General features: G+C 52.3%; 16 protein-coding genes and 1 pseudogene. 16 read left to right on the top strand and 1 reads right to left on the bottom strand.

The window, feature by feature from the left end:
* The first annotated feature begins 231 nt into the window (after positions 1–231).
* The 16 genes and pseudogenes from ACFFJP_RS19485 (at position 232) to ACFFJP_RS19410 (ending at position 19,175) form a co-directional block, all read left to right on the top strand.
* On the top strand, positions 232–3,198 hold the full coding sequence (locus ACFFJP_RS19485) for a TonB-dependent receptor (protein ID WP_377248320.1): 2,967 nt from the start codon (positions 232–234) through the stop codon (positions 3,196–3,198).
* Positions 3,199–3,375: 177 nt separating this feature from the next.
* On the top strand, positions 3,376–4,953 hold the full coding sequence (locus tag ACFFJP_RS19480; protein WP_377248317.1) for a tryptophan halogenase family protein: 1,578 nt from the start codon (positions 3,376–3,378) through the stop codon (positions 4,951–4,953).
* Positions 4,954–4,981: 28 nt separating this feature from the next.
* Positions 4,982–5,719 carry a SapC family protein gene (locus tag ACFFJP_RS19475; protein WP_377248314.1) on the top strand — a complete coding sequence of 246 codons (738 nt, stop codon included), beginning with the start codon at positions 4,982–4,984 and terminating at the stop codon, positions 5,717–5,719.
* A 60-nt stretch (positions 5,720–5,779) separates the two neighbouring features.
* On the top strand, positions 5,780–6,772 hold the full coding sequence (locus tag ACFFJP_RS19470; RefSeq protein ID WP_377248311.1) for a cupin-like domain-containing protein: 993 nt from the start codon (positions 5,780–5,782) through the stop codon (positions 6,770–6,772).
* 54 nt (positions 6,773–6,826) lie between these two features.
* Positions 6,827–8,332, top strand: a complete 1,506-nt coding sequence (locus ACFFJP_RS19465) for a tryptophan halogenase family protein (RefSeq protein ID WP_377248308.1) — start codon at positions 6,827–6,829, stop codon at positions 8,330–8,332.
* Position 8,333: 1 nt separating this feature from the next.
* A complete protein-coding gene (locus ACFFJP_RS19460; RefSeq protein WP_377248305.1) occupies positions 8,334–9,041 on the top strand; it encodes a DUF6445 family protein in 708 nt (235 codons plus the stop codon).
* A 247-nt stretch (positions 9,042–9,288) separates the two neighbouring features.
* Entirely contained in the window at positions 9,289–10,623 is a 1,335-nt protein-coding gene (locus tag ACFFJP_RS19455) for a GH1 family beta-glucosidase (RefSeq protein ID WP_377248302.1), read from the top strand.
* 83 nt (positions 10,624–10,706) lie between these two features.
* A pseudogene (locus tag ACFFJP_RS19450) lies at positions 10,707–12,035 on the top strand (glycoside-pentoside-hexuronide (GPH):cation symporter).
* Between the two features lie 76 nt (positions 12,036–12,111).
* A complete protein-coding gene (locus ACFFJP_RS19445; RefSeq protein WP_377248299.1) occupies positions 12,112–13,116 on the top strand; it encodes a LacI family DNA-binding transcriptional regulator in 1,005 nt (334 codons plus the stop codon).
* Between the two features lie 85 nt (positions 13,117–13,201).
* Positions 13,202–14,170, top strand: coding sequence for an SMP-30/gluconolactonase/LRE family protein (locus ACFFJP_RS19440; protein WP_377248296.1), 969 nt, complete (start codon positions 13,202–13,204; stop codon positions 14,168–14,170).
* 84 nt (positions 14,171–14,254) lie between these two features.
* Positions 14,255–15,028: a substrate-binding periplasmic protein gene (locus ACFFJP_RS19435; RefSeq protein ID WP_377248293.1), complete on the top strand. Its 774-nt coding sequence runs from the start codon at positions 14,255–14,257 to the stop codon at positions 15,026–15,028.
* Between the two features lie 190 nt (positions 15,029–15,218).
* A complete protein-coding gene (hppD, locus tag ACFFJP_RS19430; protein WP_377248290.1) occupies positions 15,219–16,253 on the top strand; it encodes a 4-hydroxyphenylpyruvate dioxygenase in 1,035 nt (344 codons plus the stop codon).
* Positions 16,250–16,819 (top strand): VOC family protein, encoded by a 570-nt coding sequence (locus tag ACFFJP_RS19425; RefSeq protein ID WP_377248287.1) that lies wholly within the window; start codon positions 16,250–16,252, stop codon positions 16,817–16,819. Before hppD ends, ACFFJP_RS19425 begins: the two co-directional genes overlap by 4 nt.
* Positions 16,820–17,078: 259 nt before the next feature.
* Entirely contained in the window at positions 17,079–17,369 is a 291-nt protein-coding gene (locus ACFFJP_RS19420; RefSeq protein WP_377248284.1) for a high-potential iron-sulfur protein, read from the top strand.
* A gap of 215 nt (positions 17,370–17,584) precedes the next feature.
* Positions 17,585–18,349, top strand: coding sequence for a dihydromonapterin reductase (gene folM / locus ACFFJP_RS19415; RefSeq protein ID WP_377248281.1), 765 nt, complete (start codon positions 17,585–17,587; stop codon positions 18,347–18,349).
* Positions 18,350–18,356: 7 nt separating this feature from the next.
* The gene (locus ACFFJP_RS19410) at positions 18,357–19,175 is read left to right on the top strand and encodes a CLCA_X family protein (RefSeq protein ID WP_377248278.1); all 819 of its coding nucleotides are present in this window, start codon (positions 18,357–18,359) and stop codon (positions 19,173–19,175) included.
* Between the two features lie 15 nt (positions 19,176–19,190).
* On the opposite strand, the gene ACFFJP_RS19405 is transcribed toward ACFFJP_RS19410, so the two are convergent.
* Complete coding sequence (locus tag ACFFJP_RS19405) at positions 19,191–20,951, bottom strand: lipase family protein (protein WP_377248275.1); 1,761 nt, start codon at positions 20,949–20,951, stop codon at positions 19,191–19,193.
* Positions 20,952–21,044: the final 93 nt, after the last annotated feature.

Genomic DNA, 21,044 nt, shown 5'->3' with positions numbered 1-21,044 from the left:
GCGTCTATCGTTGTACGCAATGTAACCGGTTACTGGTGTATAAAATGATATTAAACAATGAGATATCATGGGTTACGTTTTTTGTATTGACGCATTATAAAAAATCAACTAATGTCCTGAAAGCGCTTTCAGAAGTGTGTCAGGGCAGTATCAACACCAAAGAAAAAGGCGCAACGTCTCGTCAGCAGACGAGCAAAAAAAGCCAGAAAACACAGTCGACAGGGAAACCAAATGAATCCAACTACATTTCACAAGAGCAGACTCGCCACCAGCATTGCGCTGGTGCTTGGCGTTGCAATGCCCGGCTATGCAGCTGCAGATGACGCTGCAGCGGCCAAAGAAGACAAAATTGAGGTGATTACGGTCACCGGTATTCGCGGCAGTCTGATCAAATCGATGGACACCAAACGCGAATCTGAAGGCATCCTGGATGCAATTTCTGCCGAAGATATCGGTAAGTTCCCGGATACCAACCTGGCAGAATCTCTGCAGCGGATCACCGGTGTGTCGATTGACCGCGTCAACGGTGAAGGCAGCAAAGTTACTGTGCGTGGTTTTGGCCCTGACTTTAACCTGGTGACATTAAACGGTCGTCAGATGCCAGTGACCACAGGCTCACGCTCTTTTGATTTCGCCAACATTTCGTCAGACTCCATCAGTGGCGTCGAAGTACACAAAACGGCATTGGCATCGAATTCAACCGGTGGTATCGGTTCAACGATCAATGTGCAGACCCTGCGTCCATTAGATTCTCCGGGCCAAAAAGCCACCGCCAGCATTGCGGCTGTCGATGATCGTTCTACTGATAAAGGCAGTACCACACCTGAAGTGTCGGCACTGTATTCCAATACGTTTAACGACAACAAATTCGGTATTTTGCTGTCTGGTTCTTATCAGGAACGTGAAAGCGGTAACCAGCAAGCCAACGTCGGCACTGGCTGGCGCAGCTTCTTAGGTAAAGTGGACGATAACTGGGGGGCTGGTACCGCTGAATGGGGTGGTGTACCGCAAGGCAATCAGGTCAACCGTCCAAGTGCTGATGAAGTCTACTCAGTACCACAAACCACCATCTACAAATTTGAAGAGCAGCAACGTAAACGGACCAATGGTCAGTTAGTGCTGCAATACAGCCCGCGCGATGATATCAAAGCAACGCTGGATTACACCTACATGCGTAACGACATCGACACGCAGTATAACGACGTGTCGGCCTGGTTTACTTTCGCGCCTTCTTCCAGCGTCTGGACTGATGGTCCTGTTTCATCGCCACTGGTTTATTCCGAAACTTATGATGCGAAACAAGACTTGTCGATGGGTGCCGGTGACCACGGTGTGCGTAACGAAAGTGGTTCGTTGGGCTTTAACCTGGAGTGGGAAGTCAACGACAAACTGAATCTGACGTTTGACTTGCACAAATCTGAAGCCGAAAACAAACCAAACAGCCCGAATGGTTCCAACAGTACCTTAAGTACCGCAGGTTTTGTCCGTACTTATGCGGCAACCGACTTCAGCGGTGATTTGCCAGTGCTGGCAGTCGGCGGTGGCAATGCGGTCACCCCACAAGATATGCGTGTAACAGGTTCTGTGTTCGGCAATGCCCGTAACAAGTCAGAAATTGAACAAGTGCAATTTGATGGTGATTACAGTCTGAACGACGAATCCACTATCGATTTTGGTATTGCGCTGACGACAGTGGATAACCATTCACAATCAGTCAACGTACAACGCAACGACTGGGGTGGTGTGGGTAAAGCTGGCGATTTAGATCCAAGCTGGTTCCCGGCAGAAACTATCCATGACAAATTCACCGCCAATGGTGGCAATTTCTCGTCGTTCACCGGCCGTAATTTTGACGTACTGAACAAAATCTTCATGTGGGACTTTGAGAAAGTCCGTGCCCAGGCTGCCAAGCTGTATACTCCAGCCGGTTACAAAGGCAAAGGCGATTGTGGCAATGATTTCTGCCCGTCGACAGACTACGCCAGCGATACTGACCGTTACACCGAAGAAGAATCACAATCGGCTTATGTGCAGTACAACTACCGCAATGACTGGAAAGGCAAGCCATATGACCTGCATGTTGGCTTACGCTATGAACAGACCGATGTGACTTCAACGTCTGCCGTCGCAGCCTACAACCGGGCAGATTGGATCGCAGATACTGAAATTGCATTAGTCGCAAGCGGTCAGCGCGAATTCCAGACCCAAACCGGTGATTACGATTACGTATTACCTAGCATCAACTTCAACATCGAAATCGTTGAAGATGTGATGTTACGGGCTGCCTACAGCGAAACCATTGGTCGTCCGGATTATGTGTCTATTCAGGGCGGGACTGTGGTTGGTACCTTGGCAAACCGTTCAGGCGGCAGTGGTTCTTCAGGGAATCCGGGTCTGTTGCCATTAGAGTCGCAGAACTATGACTTCTCTGCGGAGTGGTATTATGCCGAAGCCAGTTACCTGTCCGCCGGTTATTTCCGCAAAAACGTGTCTAACTTTATTACCAACGTCAAAGTCGATTCGACCATTTACAACCTGGCGAACCCGGCAGATGGTAAAAAGTATCGCGAAGCTTTAGCTGCAGTCGGTGCTGATGCGGCTGCGATCCGCAACTGGATTTTTGCCAATTACTCGAAAGATCCAAGTGTCAACGTGGCCGGTAAAGTCATCAGCGGTAAAACCGGTGAAGACAATACGATGATCTTCAAAATCGACACCCCGTCCAACGGTGCTGAAGAAGAAACGATTGACGGTTGGGAATTCGCTGTCCAGCACGCCTTTGGTGAGACTGGTTTTGGCACAATCCTGAACTACACCATGGTCGATTCAGGTGTGGAATATGACAACTTTATCCTGAAAGACCAGCCGGCGCTGGTGGGCTTAAGTGACACGGCCAACGCCATCCTGTTCTATGAGAACAATGGTCTGCAGGCGCGTGTTGCATATAACTGGCGTGATGAGTTCCTGAACTCACGCGGTCAGGGCACAGGTGCAAACCCACAATACACCGAAGCTTATTCACAAATTGACGCGTCGGTCAGCTATGACCTGCCACAAGTCAAAGGCTTAACTGTGTATCTTGAAGCGCTGAACATCACTGACGAGTACATCCGTGTGCACGGCCGTGCTAAAGAGCAGGTGCTGAGCCTGATCGAAGCCGGTTCACGTTATAGCATCGGCGCCCGTTACAGCTTCTAACCGAAGTTGTCACTGGTGAAGTGAGACAGCAGGTGCATAGGATTTGCCCTGCTGAATTGTAAGCGCTCTCTTGTTTGCAACCGCGGTTTGTTGCATGCTGCAGAGCGCTTTTTTTTCGGCTGTATTGCGGCCAATACGCCATTGTTATTCTAAATCAAGCTGTAAAAGGTCATGCCGATGCCAAGCTGTCCTCCTGCAAAAACTGAAGTGCTGATTGTTGGTGGCGGAGCTGCTGGCTGGTTGACGGCTGCAGTGCTGAGTGCGAGCCATAATCTTGATGAAGGTGTGCTGGCGCAGCAACCCCGTGTCCAGGTCACCGTGCTGGAATCACCGGACGTACCAACCATTGGTGTTGGTGAAGGCACCTGGCCTTCGATGCGTCAGACCTTAAAACTGATTGGTTTAGCTGAAACTGAATTCTTCCGCTGCTGCGATGTCAGCGCCAAACAAGGCTCAATGTTTGTCGACTGGTTAAAACCGGGCAGCAGCTATTTACACCCGTTCACATTACCGTCTGGCTGGCCCGAGTTTAATCTGGCCAGTTGCTGGTTGCCTTTTGCCGGTGACATCGCCTTTGCCGATGCCGTCACTACCCAATACCAGTTAAGCCGTGCCGGTTTTGCGCCGCGGTTGCCGCAGGCGCCGGATTATCAGCCGGTGCTCAACTACGGTTATCACTTAAACGCCGGCAAGTTTACCGCGCTGTTGCAGCAACATTGTCAGGACAAACTCGGCGTACGGTATATTCCGGCGCACCTGAAAGAAGTCGTGCTGCGCGGTGATGGCGCTATCGACAAGCTGCTGGCGATGCCGGCAGGCCGTAATGATCTGTGTACCTATCAGGCGGATTTGTATGTCGACTGCACCGGTATGCAATCGCTGTTATTGGGCCAGGCGCTGCAGACGCCGCTGCACAGTGTCAAACATATCCTGTTTAACGACCGCGCATTGGCGGTGCAGGTGCCATATCCCGATGCACAAACGCCGATCGCCAGTAATACTATATCGACGGCACAAGACACTGGCTGGGTCTGGGATATCGGCTTGCCGACCCGGCGTGGTGTCGGATTTGTCTACGCCAGTGACTATTGCAGCGACGACGAAGCCGATGCGTGCCTGCGCAGCTATTTAAAGCAATCCGCCGGTGCGGAACTGGCCGCAGCGGCCGAACCCCGTCAGCTGCAATTTAAACCCGGCTACCGAGACGGCTGCTGGCAGCAAAACTGTGTTGCGGTCGGGATGGCGGCAGGTTTTATTGAACCGCTGGAAGCCTCGGCACTGGCGTTGGTGGAGTGGAGTGCCAAAACGCTGGCAGCAGCTTTACCGCTGGAGCCCGCGCTGTACGGCCTGGCGGCGGCAAAAATGAACCGGACTTTTCTGCGCCACTGGCAACAAATTATCGAGTTTCTGAAGCTGCATTATGTGCTGTCAGAACGCGATACGCCGTATTGGCGGGCACATCGTGAGACAGCTTCGATCCCACAGACTTTGCAAGACCAGCTGCAACTTTGGCAACAGCAAGTGCCACAACCGCTGGATTTTGCTTATCAGGATTTGCTGTTTCCGGCAGCCAGCTATCAATATGTCCTCTATGGCATGGGCGCGCTGACGCAAACGCTGGCGGCGAAACCGTCGCAACAGGCCCGAGCCCGTGCGCTGTTTGCGCAAAATTATCAGGATTTAACCAAGCTGCAGCAACTGCTGCCGGATAACCGGCAATTGCTGCAACAGCTGGCCCTGAAACATTCAAACTAAAACGAAAACAAAGAGAGAAGGATAAAGCATGACCCAGCCTGTGTTATTAAATGCCGCCGACCACGCTGATGTGCGTGTGATCACGGCTCGTGGCGCTGAATATGGTGACAATCAGTGGTTCGCCACCACGTTCCCACTGGAAATGCGCAGTTGTGCCGCCTGTTATCCATTGTTTTTCTTCAAAGACACGCAAAGCCAGCAAATTTACCCGGTGGCACTGTTTGGCTTTCAGCATGGCGAGAACCTGTTTCTGCGGGCCGGCTGGCAGGAGCAGTATTTACCGCTGTCAGTGCGTCGCCAACCGTTTTTAATTGGCCGGCAGCAAGTGCGTGAAGACGGCATGGTGCGGGAACAACGGGTGCTGCACATTGATTTGGACCATCCGCGCGTTCGCCGTGGTGACAGTCAAAACGCCGGGGAGCCTTTGTTCCTGCCATATGGCGGTCAGACGCCGTTCCTGCAGGACATGGCTGGTTTACTGGAAACATTGCATCTTGGCATGCAGGATGCCAACAACTTTGTTGCCTTGCTGGAGCAATATCAGTTACTGGAGCCGGTGACTGTTAATGTCACACTGAAAGACAGCAGCAGCCATCAACTCGTTGGTTTTTTGACTATTGCTGAAGAGCAACTGGCAAAACTCGATGGCGCGGCATTGGCACAATTGCATCAGCAGGGCTATTTGCAGGCAATTTATCTGATGATCGCGTCGCAGGCGCAGATCCGTCAGTTGGTCGCGCTGAAAAACCAACAGCTGGGTTTGTAAAACATGCAGCCGGTTGCCGAACTTACACTCAGTACAGCGCATCGCGCAGAGTCGAGCACAATGCCCGATGCGACTGCACTGGCGGCGATTTTAGCCGGTGCCGACACGCCGATTGTGCTGCGTGGGCTATGCCGGCACTGGCCTTTAACGCAAGCCGGCTTGCAAAGCCCGGCTGCAGCTCTGGCTTTGCTGCAAGGCTACAGTGCTGGTTTGCCGGTAACCGCTTGTTATCTGCCGCCCGAAACGCGCGGCCGGGTATTTTACAACGCCGATTTTTCCGGATTTAACTATCAGGGTGGGCCGTTACCGTTTGCCGATTTATGTAAGCGTCTGCTGGACCCGACGCTGACGCAAAGTGGCGCCTCGATTTATATGGGCTCGACCGAAATCGGCCAATATTTTCCGGGGATCCGCGAACAACATCAGCTGCCGCTTGATTTGTTACCGGGCGCTGCACAGGCCTTGGTCAGTATCTGGCTCGGCAGCAAAAGCCGCATCGCCGCACATTATGATTTCCCGCATAACCTGGCCTGCAATCTGGTTGGGCAGCGCCGTTTTACCTTATTTCCGCCGGAGCAGGTGGTAAACCTGTATCCGGGACCGATGGAGTTTGCGCCGGGTGGGCAGGATGTCAGTCTGGTCGATTTTGCCGCGCCGGATTATTCGCGTTTCCCACGTTTCTCGCAGGCGCTGGCCGCAGGTTTTCAGGTCACGCTGGAACCCGGCGACGTGCTCTTTATGCCGTCCATGTGGTGGCACCATGTTGAAGCGCTCGACGAGCTGAATTTACTGCTGACCCACTGGTGGCGCGACACGCCAGCCTATCTGGGGCGTCCCAATAACGCCTTGTTAAATGCCATGCTCAGTATCCGGCATTTACCCAAAGCCCAGCGCAAAGCCTGGCAGGCGTTGTTTGACTATTACATTTTTGCTGACGAACCCTCAGGTGGCGCAGAGCTGCCACCTGCGGCGCAGGGCTTGTTGCGCCAGCCACTCGATGAAGCGACAGCACGGGCGCTCAGAAGCCTGATTATTCAGAAATTACAACGATAACTATCGCGGTGACGAGTCTCGTCACTGATAAAGACACTTAAACAGGATTGGCAGATGCAAAACAACAAACAACGGGTGGTGATCGCCGGTGGCGGCACTGCAGGCTGGATGACCGCAGCGGCCCTTGGCAAGCTGATGGGCAAACAGCTGGATGTAACCCTGATTGAATCCGACGAGATCGGCACCGTCGGTGTCGGCGAGGCGACTATTCCCACTTTGCATCTGTATCATCGTCTGCTCAATATCAATGAAGCGGATATGATGGCCGCGACGAACGCTACTTTTAAACTCGGTATCATGTTTGAAAACTGGCGTGATGTCGGTAAAGACTATCTGCACTCTTTCGGTTTTCTGGGCAAAGACTGCTGGGCCTGCGGTTTCCAGCATTTCTGGCTCAAAGGCCGCGAAATGGGCCTGGCTTCTGACATTGGCGATTATTGCGCAGAGCATCTGGCGGCGAGGGAAGGGCGTTTTGCGGCACTGGCCGGTCAGGACCAGAATCATGCGTACCATTTTGATGCCAGCCTCTATGCCAAATTTCTGCGCGGCATCGCTGAAATGCATGGCGTCAAACGCATCGAAGGCAAAATTGCCGAGGTGCAACAGCATGTTTTTGATCAGCAACATCCGCAGAACGGCTTTATCAAAGCGCTGTTACTGGAGTCCGGTCAGTTGCTTGAGGGCGATTTGTTTATCGATTGCACCGGCTTTCGTGGCCTGTTGATTGAACAGACGTTAATGACCGGTTATGACGACTGGACGCATTGGTTACCCTGCGACAGCGCCGTCGCGGTGCAGACGGTGTCGACCGGCACGCCGGTGCCTTATACCCGCTCCATTTCCCATCCGGCTGGCTGGCAATGGCGCATCCCGCTGCAAAGCCGCGTCGGCAATGGTTTGGTGTATTGCAGTAAATATCTGTCTGATATGGATGCGAAAACGCTGCTCAAAGCCAATGTGCAGGGCGAGATGCTGACCGAACCCCGGCTGATTAAATTCCGCACCGGCACAAGGCGTAAACACTGGAATAAAAACTGTATTGCGATTGGTCTGTCGAGCGGCTTTCTCGAGCCACTGGAATCAACCAGTATTCACCTCATTCAGCGCAGTATTATCCGGCTGCTGCAGATGATGCCGGCCGGCGCTGTGGTGCAGGCTGATGTCGATGAATACAACCTGCAGACCAAAATCGAGATGGAGAACATCCGCGATTTTATCATCCTGCACTACAAAGTGACGGAGCGTGACGACAGTGCCTTCTGGCGCCACTGCGCGGCGATGGAGATCCCGCCATCACTGGCGCATCGCATCGAAATGTTTGGTGAGGCCGGTAAAGTCTACAAATTTGCGCAGGAACTGTTTGGTGAAAGTTCCTGGATCCAAGTGATGCTGGGGCAGGGCCTGACGCCGAAACAACACCATCCGATTGTTGATTTGATGCCGCAGTCGGAGCTGGCGCAGTTCCTTGGCAATATCAAAACCAATGTGGCACGGCAGGTTCAGGCTTGGCCGCCGCACTATGACTTTGTCCAGCACTACTGTAAAAGCCGGATGATGTGAGGTGTATGCCTTCAACCCAAAAGCGCAGGTGCAGTGGCTGGAATTAGGCCAAAGCCGTACCCGCGCTTTATTGATTGATGATGCGCTGACGGATCTGAGCCTGATCCGTCAGGAGGCGATGAGTGCCACGTTTCGCCAAGATCAGGGGTCGTATTATCCCGGTGTTCGGGCAGAATTGCCGCAAGCTTATGCCCGTTGTCTGCTCGAAGCGCTGTATCCGTTGTTGCTGCAACTGGTGCAGCCACCGCCGGAATACCGCTTAATCCCACAGCAATGGTACTTGTCGTTGCTGACAACACCGGCAGCTCAGTTATTGCCCCTGCAGCGTTTACCACATTTTGATAAAGCCGAACCGCTACATCTGGCGATTTTGCATTATCTGGCGGATGGACCGCACGGCGGCACCGGTTTTTTCCGCCACGATGCTTCTGGTCTGGAAAAAATTACGCCGGCGCAGCAACAGGCTTATTTCAGCCAGTTGCAGCAGCAACTCGCAGCGCAGGGCGGCGCCGCGGCTGGTTTTCCTGCAGCACAAACGCCACATTTCACTTTGTACCAGCAGCTTGCTTATAAACCGAACCGGCTGTTGATTTATCCGGGGCATTTGCTGCACTCGGCGTTGGTGGAGCCGGACACTGACTTATCCGCAGATCCTCGGCACGGCAGGCTAACCGCGAACTTGTTTGTGCAATTTCAGCCCAAGCGCTAATCGTCAGTTTGACCTGATGTTTAGGCTTTTATTGAAAGCGCTAACAACGCGCGATTATTCAGTCGGTTTGTGGCTAAAAGCAGCGAAATTTCAATCTACTTTCTTTGGGTGCTTGACCATCCGGCAAGCAGTTGTTACATTTATTTGAAAGCGCTTACAAAATCAAATCTATCGCCTGCTCTTGTTGAGCAGCGTGATGGAATACCCCGTACAGGGGATCAGACAAGTGGATAGCCAAGAGACGACAATGACATTACAACTGCCGGCGGATTCCCGCATTTTAAACACCGATTTTGTGTTTGGTGTTGCCACTTCTTCATTCCAGATTGAAGGCGGCCAAGATAGCCGTTTACCTTGTATCTGGGATACCTTTTGCGCAACACCGGGAGCCATCCGCGATGGCAGTCATGGTGCTGTCGCCTGTGACCATATTCGCTTGTGGCCGCAAGATGTACAGCTGATCAAGTCGCTGGGCGTCGATGCATACCGCTTGTCTATTGCCTGGCCGCGCGTGATGCAGCAAAACGGTGATTTGGATCCGGCGGGTGTAGCGTTTTATCGTGATTTACTGACGGCATTAAAAGCCGAAGGCATCCGCACTTTTGTCACCTTGTATCACTGGGATTTGCCTCAGTATCTCGAAGATCAGGGGGGGTGGCGCAACCGCGACACCGCCTATGCCTTTGCCGACTATGCCGACAAAGTCTCCGCAGCACTGGCTGATCTCGTCGACGCCTGGGCGACGCTGAATGAGCCGTTTTGTAGTTCATACCTTGGTTATGAAATTGGTGTGCATGCGCCAGGCCTGAAAAATAAAGGCTGGGGCCGGCAGAGTGCGCATCATCTGTTATTAGCACATGGGTTGGCGATGCCAAAACTGCGCAAAAATGCACCCCAGGCACAGCATGGCATCGTACTCAATTTCACGCCTTGTTATGCTGACACCGATACGCCGGCGGATAAAGCTGCGGCTGATTTTGCCGACCAGTATTTTAATCAGTGGTATATCAAGCCATTGTTTGATAAAGCTTATCCAGAGTGCATCAACACTTTAACTGCCGATCAGCAGCCACAGATCCTACCCGGTGATTTTGATATTATCGCGGCGCCACTGGATTATCTCGGTATCAACTTCTATACCCGTCATGTCTATCGTGCTGATGAAACAGAAGGTTTTGTTGTGGTCGATCAGGCGGCAGCACCGAAAACCGATATTGGCTGGGAAATTTACCCACAGGCTTTTACTGATCTGTTGCTGGATTTAAATCGCCGCTACCCGTTACCCCCGCTGTACATCATGGAAAATGGTGCAGCCGGTGCAGATACGCTGGTTGATGGGGTGGTGCAGGACGACATGCGGCTTGGTTATTATCAACAACATTTGCTGGCACTGGACAGCGCGATCCGGCAAGGTGTAGACGTGCGGGGCTATTTTGCCTGGAGCCTGATGGATAACTTCGAATGGGCCGAAGGCTATCTGAAACGCTTTGGTATCGTCTATGTCGATTACGCAACACAACAACGGGTGATTAAACAAAGCGGACTGGCGTTTCGCGACCTGAGTTTAAGCCGCAAAGGCTAAGCGCATCATATTATAAAAAAAAACGGCGCCAAAGATGCGCCGTTAGCAAATAAAACAAATCAACAACTTTGACAGGGTGGCTTATGCTCAGCAAGCGGGAGAAGATCGCATACGGTCTTGGCGATACCGCCAGTAATATCGTGTTCCAGACGGTCATGATGTTCCTGACATACTTTTATACGGATATTTTTGGCTTAGCGCCGGCTTATATCGGTTTTATGTTCCTGGCGGTGCGGATCATCGATGCGGTGACAGATCCGATTATGGGTGCCATTGCCGATCGGACAAACAGTAAACACGGCAAGTTCCGGCCTTATATCCTGTGGGGTGCCATTCCATTTGGCATTTTAAGCGTGCTGGCTTTTACCACGCCGGATTTGTCCGATCAGGGCAAAATGATCTACGCCTTCGTGACTTACACCTTGTTGATGCTGGTTTATACCGCCGTCAACATTCCATATTGCGCTTTAGGTGGCGTGTTAACGGCAGATCCGCAGGAGCGGGTGTCAGTACAGTCGTACCGTTTTGTCTGTGCTTTTATCGGCGGCTTATTAGTTTCCGCATTGACCTTGCCACTGGTCGATTATTTTGGCGCCGGTGACAAAGCCAAAGGTTATCAGCTGACTATTTTGCTGATGAGTGTGGCCGGGGTCGTGATGTTTTTACTCTGTTTTGCCGGTACCAAAGAGCGGGTGCAGACTGTAGTCGAGCGCAAAACTAACTTCCGCCAGGATTTCAAAGCCTTATGGTAAAACGACCAGTGGCGGGTGTTGTCTGTGGCGGCGCTGTTCCTGCTGACCGGCAATGTGTTGAAAAACACCATGGCCATCTATTACGTCAAATATTACCTCGGTGCGCCGGATGACATTACGTTGTTTATCACCTTGGGCATGCTCGGCAGTATGGCCGGTTGTATGTTTGCCAATCCGCTGGCGAAGAAAGTCGAAAAAGTGAAGGCTTACATTGGCTTACAGCTGGCTGCTGCGCTTTTCTGTGCGCTGAGTTATTGGGTCGCCGCCGACCAGCTGACAATGGCTTTTGTCGTGTTTATCGCCTGGAACTTCTGCTTTAATGCGGCCACTCCATTGTTGTGGGCGAAGATGGCCGATACGGTCGATTACGGCGAATGGAAAACCGGCATTCGCACCACCGGCATGGTGTATTCATCAATTATTTTCTTTATCAAGCTCGGTTTAGCGCTGGGTGGCGCAGCGGCCGGTTGGCTATTGGCCGGGTATGGTTATCAGGCCGATACGGCACAAACTGATGAAGCAAAAAATGGCATTTTGTTGTCATTCACGTTGTTCCCGGCCATTGGCTCGGTCATTGTCGCGATTGTGATGCGCCGCTACCTGCTGGACAGTGCCAAAATGACTGAGATCCAGTTGCAATTGAAGCAAAGTGCCAGTTGAAATTGCCGGGCAGCAGTCGCCAAAAAGCTGATACTATTCGGGTTATGCACTTATAGCTTGGGGATTAATCACACAGATGGCTACGATTTACGATGTCTCACTGCGCGCCGGCGTGTCGCTGGCGACAGTGTCGCGGGTGATTAACAAAAACAACAACGTTAGCGATAAAACCCGGCAAAAAGTGCTGGAGGCTATGGCAGAGCTGGATTATCGGCCCAATACCATTGCTCAGTCGCTGGCGTCGAATGTATCGAATAGTGTTGGTGTGTTGGTGTCGCAGCTCGATGGTCCGTACTACGGCCCGATGATGGCTGAAATTGAAGCGGCGCTGCGTGCGCAAAACAAGCACGTGATTATCGCAGTGGGTCACAGTGATGCTGCCGTGGAACAGGACAGTGTGGAGTTTCTGCTCAGCCGCGGTTGCGATGCACTGATCCTCGACGTTGAAGCGGTATCCGATGACTATCTGGTAAAGCTCAGTCAACGCTCGGTGCCTATCGTGTTGATCAACCGCTACATTCAGGCGATGGAACCTTGCTGCATTTACCTCAATAATGAGCTCGGTGGCTATTTGGCGACGCGGCATATGGTCGACTTAGGCCATCGTAGCATCGCTTATATCTCAGGCCCGAAAAACAAACACGACGCGATGGAACGACTGGTCGGCCATCAACGGGCTTTAGCAGAAGGTGGTCTGGTATTTGACCCCGCGCTATATATCGAAGGCGATTATAAAGAAGAGGGCGGCGAAGCCGGCATGCTGGCGTTGTTACAAACCGGCAAGTCATTCAGTGCCGTCGTTTGCGCCAATGATCAGATGGCATCCGGTGCTATTGCCGTTTGTTTGCAACGTGGTTTGGTGATCCCGCGCGACTTGTCGGTGATCGGTTATGACAATGTTCCTTTTGCAAAATACATTTCACCCAAGCTGACGACAGTCAATAACCCAATCCATGAGATGGGCAAGATGGCGGCTTTGTGGGTGTTACGCCATGTCTATGCTGATGACCAGACCTTGGTCAATAACGTATTTGAACCTGAACTGGTCGTTCGCGGCTCAGCCATTCGCGCAGTAAATTGAATAATTTCCGGAGCTAACACTGATGTCCCTTTATCGCCTGTGTTCCCCACGTCTGCTCGCTGTCCTGTTGCTGCAGGTCGCCGGAATGTCTGCTGTGCAAGCAGCTGCAGTGTGGCCGGTCGAGCTGCCTCAGCAACCGGTTGAAGTAGCGGATGCGGCGATGCTGCAAGTGATTGGTGCCGATGCGAAACTGGAGATCCTGTCGACCGGTCATCTGTGGGCAGAAGGACCAGTTGCAGAGCCGGGCACCGGCGCCGTGTTGTTTTCCGATGTACCTAAAAATCAAATCTGGCGCTGGTCAGCAGCGACAGGCTCAACTTTGTATCTGACGCCTTCCGGCGCCACAGGTCACAAAAAATCGGCATTGGGAGAAGGCAGCAACGGTTTGATTTTTAATAAAAAATCGGAACTGGTGCTGGCACAGCATGGCGATCGCCGGTTGGCCATCCGCTCCGCCCAGCAAGGGCAACAAGCGACGTTCCGCACTCTGACTGAGCAATATCAAGGCAAAGCTTTTAATAGTCCAAATGACCTGATTGAACTACAAGATGGCCGTTATTTATTTACCGACCCGCCATATGGTTTAAAAGACGGCGATCGATCTCCTGACAAACAACAACCGCATAACGGCGTCTATCAGCTGAAAGTCGATGGTGTGGTGAGCTTAATCAGCGCTGGATTAACCCGGCCCAATGGTCTTGCAGTGTCGCCGGATGAACAATATTTGTATGTTGCCAATTCAGATCCAGCCGCTGCGCAGTGGTGGCGTTTTCGCCGCGATGCACAGGGCCAATATCAGGATGGCCAGCTGTGGCTGGATGTCACGGCCGAAGTGGCCAAAGCTTCAGGGCTACCGGATGGTTTAAAAGTCCTGCCGAATGGCATTTTACTGGCAACCGGACCTGGTGGGGTCTGGGTGATCAACGCGGATCGCAAAGTGCTCGGACGGATCAACACCGGTGTTGCTGCGGCGAATGTCGCGCTCAGCAGCGATCGGCAGTATCTCTATATCACTGCCAGTCAGTATTTACTGCGGATCAAGCTCAAAACTTAGTATCGGTGCCTTGGTCTGCATGGTTTTTGCTCAGGAAGTCTGCCATAGTGGAAATTAGATCCGCAGTTGTCACGGTGACCGCCGATGCGTCGTTTTTTCTGCACTGTTCTGTTTTTCATCAGCAGCTCCCTGTATGCCGCCACCACGCTGCATCTGTTGACCGAGCATTTCCCGCCTTATAACTATCAGGATGGTAACCGCATTACCGGCATTAATGCTGAAATTGTGCACCGCCTCTGTGAGATCGCGAATACCGAATGCAGCATGCAGCTATATCCTTGGTTGCGTGCTTATGAGTATGCCCTGCAAGACCCAAAAGCCGGTTTATTTACCACATCCCGTACGCCAGAGCGGCAAGCAAAATTTCAGTGGGTAGGACCTCTAGCCTCGTCCAGGGCTTTCTTGTACCGACTGAAAAACCGACCGGAAGTCAATCCGCAAGACTTAGTTCAGGCTCAGCAATTCGGCATTGCAGTGGCTCGTGGTGATGTTTATGAAGAGTTTTTGCTAAAGGCTGGATTTGTCAGAGGAAAAAACTTACTGGATTTCCCGTCAAAATCCGCCCCCATCGGTTTATTCCTGCAAGGCAAAGTGGACCTGATTATTGGCTCTGAGCTGGTGATGCCAGCCTGGCTGGCAGCACATAACGCCACGATGGAGCAAGTCGAACCGGTGATTGAACTGGAAACCAAAGGCGACAACTATCTGGCGTTAAATCTGGCTGTCCCGCCGGAACATGTAAAAGCGTTACAGTCAGCGCTGGATGAGATGAAACGCAGTGGCGAATATCAACGGATTGTCGCCCGGCTTTTTGTCGAAGCGATGCCGGATGTGCGGGCAAATAATGTCAAAAAATAATTTAAGCGTTTGATTTTAAAATGAAATATTTTAATTGCTGACAGTTTCTGTCACGGATTGCTGACAGAGTAAAAACGACCGTTTTTGCTTGTCCTCAGCCAACTTTGATCTGCATCAACAAATTAGCTGTGCTTGGTCGTTATCGTGAAGTGGTTATTGATTTTACAATATATTCACTTTTGAGGCGCACATGCAGCACAATCCACTTAGCTTACGTGGGATCGAATTTACCGAGTTCGCCGCAGCCGACAGCTATTACTTACATCAGGTGTTCCAAGCTTTTGGCTTTTCCAGAACCAGGCAGTTTAAAGGAAAAGCCATTGATTATTATCAGCAAAATGACATTCATATTTTACTGAACCGCGAGCGTAGTGGCTTTTCGGCGGATTTCAGCCGTAGTCATGGTCCGGCAATTTGTGCGATGGGCTGGCGGGTCGATGATGCAGTCGCTGCCCGGCGCATCGCCATTGAACGCGGCGCCCGCGGCGCAGATCCTGCTACGACTGATCTGCCTTATCCGGCTATTTATGGCATCGGCGATAGCCTGATCTATTTTATCGATCGCTACAGTGTGACGGATTCTATTTATCAACGTGATTTTGAGCCGCATGATGAACCGGCCATAGTCGCGGATTTAGGCTTTAGCTGTATCGATCATCTGACCAACAATGTGGCAAAAGGCACCATGCACTATTGGGCTGATTTCTACAAAAAGGTGTTTGGCTTCACTGAAGTGCGTTACTTCGACATCAAAGGTCAGCAAACGGCATTGTTGTCTTATGCACTGCGTTCACCGGATGGCAGTTTCTGTATTCCAATCAATGAAGGCAAAGGCGATGATCGCAATCAGATCGATGAGTTCCTGCGCGAATACAACGGTCCGGGTGTGCAGCATATCGCTTTTCTGACCGACAACATTCTAGATTCATTGGATAAACTGGATCATCAGGTGATCGATACGCTCGACATTCACGACGACTATTACGCCGAGGCTTTTGCCCGGGTTCCTCAGGTCCGCGAAGACAAGCAACGTATTCAGCAGCATCAGGTGTTAGTGGATGGTGATGATGATGGGTATCTGTTGCAAATCTTCACCAAGAATCTGTTTGGGCCGATTTTTGTCGAGATCATCCAGCGCGTCGATAATCTCGGTTTTGGCGAAGGTAATTTCCAGGCACTGTTTGAATCGATTGAGCGGGACCAACAAAAACGGGGGCTGTTATGAGCGCGCCAACGACCAGCACTATCCAGATCCGGCAGATCCATCATGTGGCGTATCGTTGCCATGATGCCCGCGAAACGGTGCAGTTTTACCATGACGTACTGGGTATGAACTTTATGCTGGCGATCGCTGAGGATCGGGTACCGTCAACGAAAGCACCGGATCCCTACATGCATGTATTTTTAGATGCCGGGCAGGGCAATATTCTGGCATTTTTTGAGCTACCGAACTCGCCGCGGATGGGCAAAGACCCACACACGCCGGACTGGGTGCAACATATCGCGCTGCAAGTCGAGGATGAAACCGCGTTGTTGGCGGCAAAAGCAGAACTGGAACAGCGCGGCATTGCCGTCGTCGGGCCGACCAATCACGAGATTATCCGCTCCATTTATTTCTTCGACCCGAATGGCCATCGCATCGAACTGACCTGTGTCACGGCGACACCGTCAATGCTGAGCCAGTTGGATGCGGTCAAATGGCAGATGCTGGAGGAATGGTCGCAAACCAAACGTGCACCGAAATTGGCAGCCTGGTTACATCAACAGGAATTTACCGAGCCTGAACTTTGACGTCTTGCCTGCGGATTGTCACAGCGTATTGGTGCTGAATCAGCGCGGATCTTGTTGAATTCGCGCTTTTTTTTGTCAAAATCTGCGCCGGATCAACATTTGCGACGAGCAGAGCTGGCAAAATCATCCATACTGCAGCTCGGACCGTATGTGTTGTGGATCTGGGCGCAAACCAGATTTCGACTGCAGTTTCTGCCAACTATCAATCGACAGCAAACACGAATAAGACCTGATATCTACCGTGCAACAGGAGCAAGAAATGTCTCAACTTGATCGTCGTTCCTTTTTAAAATTATCCTCAGCCACTTTGATTGGTGTCACCATGGGCGGCGTCAGCCTGAATGCAGTGGCGCAAGAAGCCGTGAAAGCGGATGACCCAATGGCCGTTGCGATGAAATATGTCGCAAAATCTACCACTGCCGACCAGACCTGCGGCAACTGTATGCATTATGCAAAAGATGCGAAAGGCGACAGCGGCGGCTGTGCCATCTTCAGTGGCAAGCTCGTTGCGAAAGGTGGCTGGTGTGCTGGCTGGATGAAAGCTGCCTAATCGCAGCGAGCCACTCACTGATAGAAAAAGCGCCACTGGCGCTTTTTTTCTGCCTGTTATTTGTACAGAAACTGCAATCAGTGCAGGAAGGCGCTGATCAGGTTTGATCATTCCGGCGACACACTGCGTATATGCCGCGCTGTTGCTTGTCGCCGACCTCGCCGGCAGCAGCCAATATCTGGCATAATTCAGTGAAAATCTGCTCGGGAGTATGTATGACGGGAATGGTTTTGATCACCGGTGCGGCGCAGCGCGTGGGATTACATTGTGCACTGGGTTTGCAACAGGCTGGCTATCAGGTGATCGCCACTTATCGTCAGCCAAAAGCGGGTGTTGAGCAGTTACGTCAGGCTGGTGCGATTTGTTTGCCGCTGGATATTCAACCTGATACAGATTTGGCATTGCAGGTCAGTGAGCTGGCTGATACCGTCAGCGCTTTATGTCAGCAGCATCAGTTGCCACTGCGTGCGTTAATCCACAACGCTTCCAGTTGGGCTGGCGAGTCTGAATCGGGTGGAAACCTGCTGGACCAGTTAAGAGCCGATGCGGCGGTGTTTGATGATATGTTCCGCATTCATACCAAATTACCTTATCTGCTGAGCCGTGCGCTGGCGCCGCTGCTCGCTACTGCGCTACCACAAACAGCTGATATTATTGCGATTAGTGATTTCGCCGTGACCACCGGCAGTTGTAATCATATGGCTTATGCCGCGTCCAAAGCCGCACTGGAAAATTTGGTGTTGTCGCTGGCGCGTCAGCTGGCGCCGCAAGTGAAAGTCAACGCGATAGCGCCGGCTTTGTTGATGTTCAACGAAGGTGATAGCGCAGAATACAAAGCCTATACGCTGAAAAAGTCACTGATGGAAATCGAGCCGGGGCCAACGGAAGTGCTGCAGAGTATTTTATATTTGCTGCAAAGCCGATATATCACAGGCCGGGTGCTGGCCTTGGACGGTGGCCGCCACCTGAAGCTACCGTAGCCGCTGGATGCAGTCTCAGGCTCGCTTGCCGCGCATTCAGCGGCCTTATTTTCGCAATGGCCCGGCACATCGTGCCGGTGCGGATGTCAGTTTCGGCGATATCGTTAAAATCTTTGATTTCAGGCGGATTAAAATCGGTCGTTGGGTCACGCCGGCAGAAACCCAGCTGGCGGCGAATCTGTTTTTTGATGCGCTGGCCGATTTGCAGCTGCTATTGCAGGTACCGGCGCAGGTGATTTCCCTGAATGGCTCGCTGGCGCTGAGTTTTGGCACTGGCGGCGAACCCGGCAGTTGCGCATTTTACCAGCCGCATGGCCGGTTGCTCGCTTTGGCCAAAAATGCCGGGGGCGGCTCCTTAGCCCACGAATGGTTTCATGCCTTTGACCATTATATTGCCAGTCGGTTATGTAGCGACGTGAAACCCGGCGATTTCGCCAGCCGCAGCTGGCTGTATGGCGCGCCGGTACAACCACATCCGCTGAATCAGTTGCTGGCGGCGGGTTATGCCCATTGCCTAGTTGCCGCGGACGGGCGGGAACCTTCGGTATTATTTCAGCGTGCCGCCGCCGCCGACAGTGCGCGTAATATGTTGTATTACGCCTTGCCGGAGGAACTGTGCGCCCGCGCTTTTGAAAATATGCTGCAGCGCCAGAGTTTGCAAAACAGTTTTCTGGTCAGTGGCACTGTCTGGCCGGCGCGCCGGCTCAGTGCTGAACAACAGATGCGCGCCGCAGTTTATCCAGATGAGCTGGAAAGCAGCCAGCTGGCGGGACACTGGCTACAGTATTTCCGGCTGCTGGGGCAAGCACTATCCAGAGCTGAGTAAACCATACCCAAGCATTCAGCGTTGTTTGGCTAGCAGATGCAGATATCCTTTCATCCGGTGATCATCCAGATGCTGGCGCAGCGCGGCTTCTGCCTGATCAGGATTGCATAACACCTGGTCTAACAGCATCAGCCAGCGTGGTGGGTTGAGCTGCAGTTGGTCCAAATCATCGAAATAATACAACTGACCGCTGTGGCGATACTCTGGCAGCGGTGGCAGTTTCGGCACTATATCGCGCTGATTCACATAGCGCCGGTAAAACGGCAGCAGCTGCTGGGTGATCGCCTGAGTCAGCTGGGCATCGCCCACTTTAGGTTGGCCAAAGGTGACTAAACCTGCCAGCTTGAAACCGCTGATTTTACTCAGTTGCAGCGCCAATAACACTGCCAGAGCACCGCCGAGGCTATGCCCGGTGATCCACAGTGAACGTTCCAGTCCGGCAGTTGGATGCTGTGCTTTCAAATCGGCCAGAATCACGTTCGCCTGAGCACTGAAACCTTGATGTGCGTTGCTATTGCTGCCTTCGGGCCACGGCCTTAGCGGGCACTGCGCATCGGTGCGGATATCCGCTAATTTACCTTCGGTGCCCCGGCAGATCAGCACGTCATAGTCAGCGCCCCGCGCGTACAGATATTGGGTGTCCTCACCGACCGAGCGCAGTGTGCCGCTCAGTAAAAAAGACTGCAGTTCCAACTCCAGTTGCGGCCCATCCAGATAGACCAGATCTGATAAGCGTGCTAATTGCAGGTCCATCGCCGACACAGGGTTAGCGTTGCCGGACAAAGCAACCACGGTGCCACTGCTGTTTGTGACTACTGTTGCCGTGACACTGGCAGCGGAATTCTGCGCCTCCTCATCGGTATTGGCGCTGTTGCCAGAGCGGAACTTCTGCTTTACCGCCATCAGCTTCTGCAGGATATCAAACCAGAACGGCGCGCCCAAAGACAGGGCAAAGGCGGTCAGCAAGTAGCCAATCCAGGTCAGCAGATCCGATGGTAGTAAAGCATCGTCAGCGCTGCGGCCTAACAATGGAGCGGTTTGCGTCAGCTGCTGTTTCAACGCCATAGTATCCATGCAGCTTGCCTTGTCTTCCCGGCATAGTTCCGATGCCAATTGCGGATTGGCGGCCAGATTTTCAGCCAGTAACACAGCTTGCTGGCGCGCAACCGGGTCAGAGAACAGTTTTTGATATAAGGCGATGGAATCGACATTCATGCCAATCGCGACCCCCAGGCCGATAATTAACTGCAGGATGCCTAATTTGCGTTTAAACCAGCCCACAGCGCGGTCACAGCGGTCGTTAAACCAGTCTTGCACCAATGTCTGAAATTGGTGGGGATCGGCACTGGCCTGCTGCCAGAAATAGAGCAAACTACTGCGGGTTGAAGAAGAAGGGAGGCGTTCCAACCGTTGCTGGATCTCCAGCGGCGACTGGCGCAGTTGCAGCAGCGGCGCACCGAGCTGCTGCTCCAACAACACTTCAATGGCGATATCGGCCGGAATATATGATGGTAAGCCAAACCCCAGCCGTAACCAGATCTTTCTAAGTGCGTTTGTTGGCGCATCATATTGCATTAACTGGCGGATGCGGGGATGCAGATAGAATTCTTTGGTGCGGTTTTTACCAATCAGACCGATGAATACCTGGCGTAAATTGCGCCCCCGCATACCGGCCGCCTGACTAAGGCCTTCGCCAATGGCGGTGACCAATAAGCTAAGCGTCAGATAGATGCCAACCAGCCCGATAAAAGCATCGAGCATGTCCAGACCTGACATAACAAATTCCCTGTGTCGCTGAATCGATGTTCGAGCTTAGCCTGAATTTGCCGGAGTGCCCAGTGCAAGAGGAAGGAGGAAAGCAGACGCTGC

It is taken from the genome of Rheinheimera tilapiae, from assembly GCF_042432165.1.
Taxonomy (GTDB): domain Bacteria; phylum Pseudomonadota; class Gammaproteobacteria; order Enterobacterales; family Alteromonadaceae; genus Pararheinheimera; species Pararheinheimera tilapiae.
This window is presented reverse-complemented; position numbering and strand designations above follow the sequence as displayed.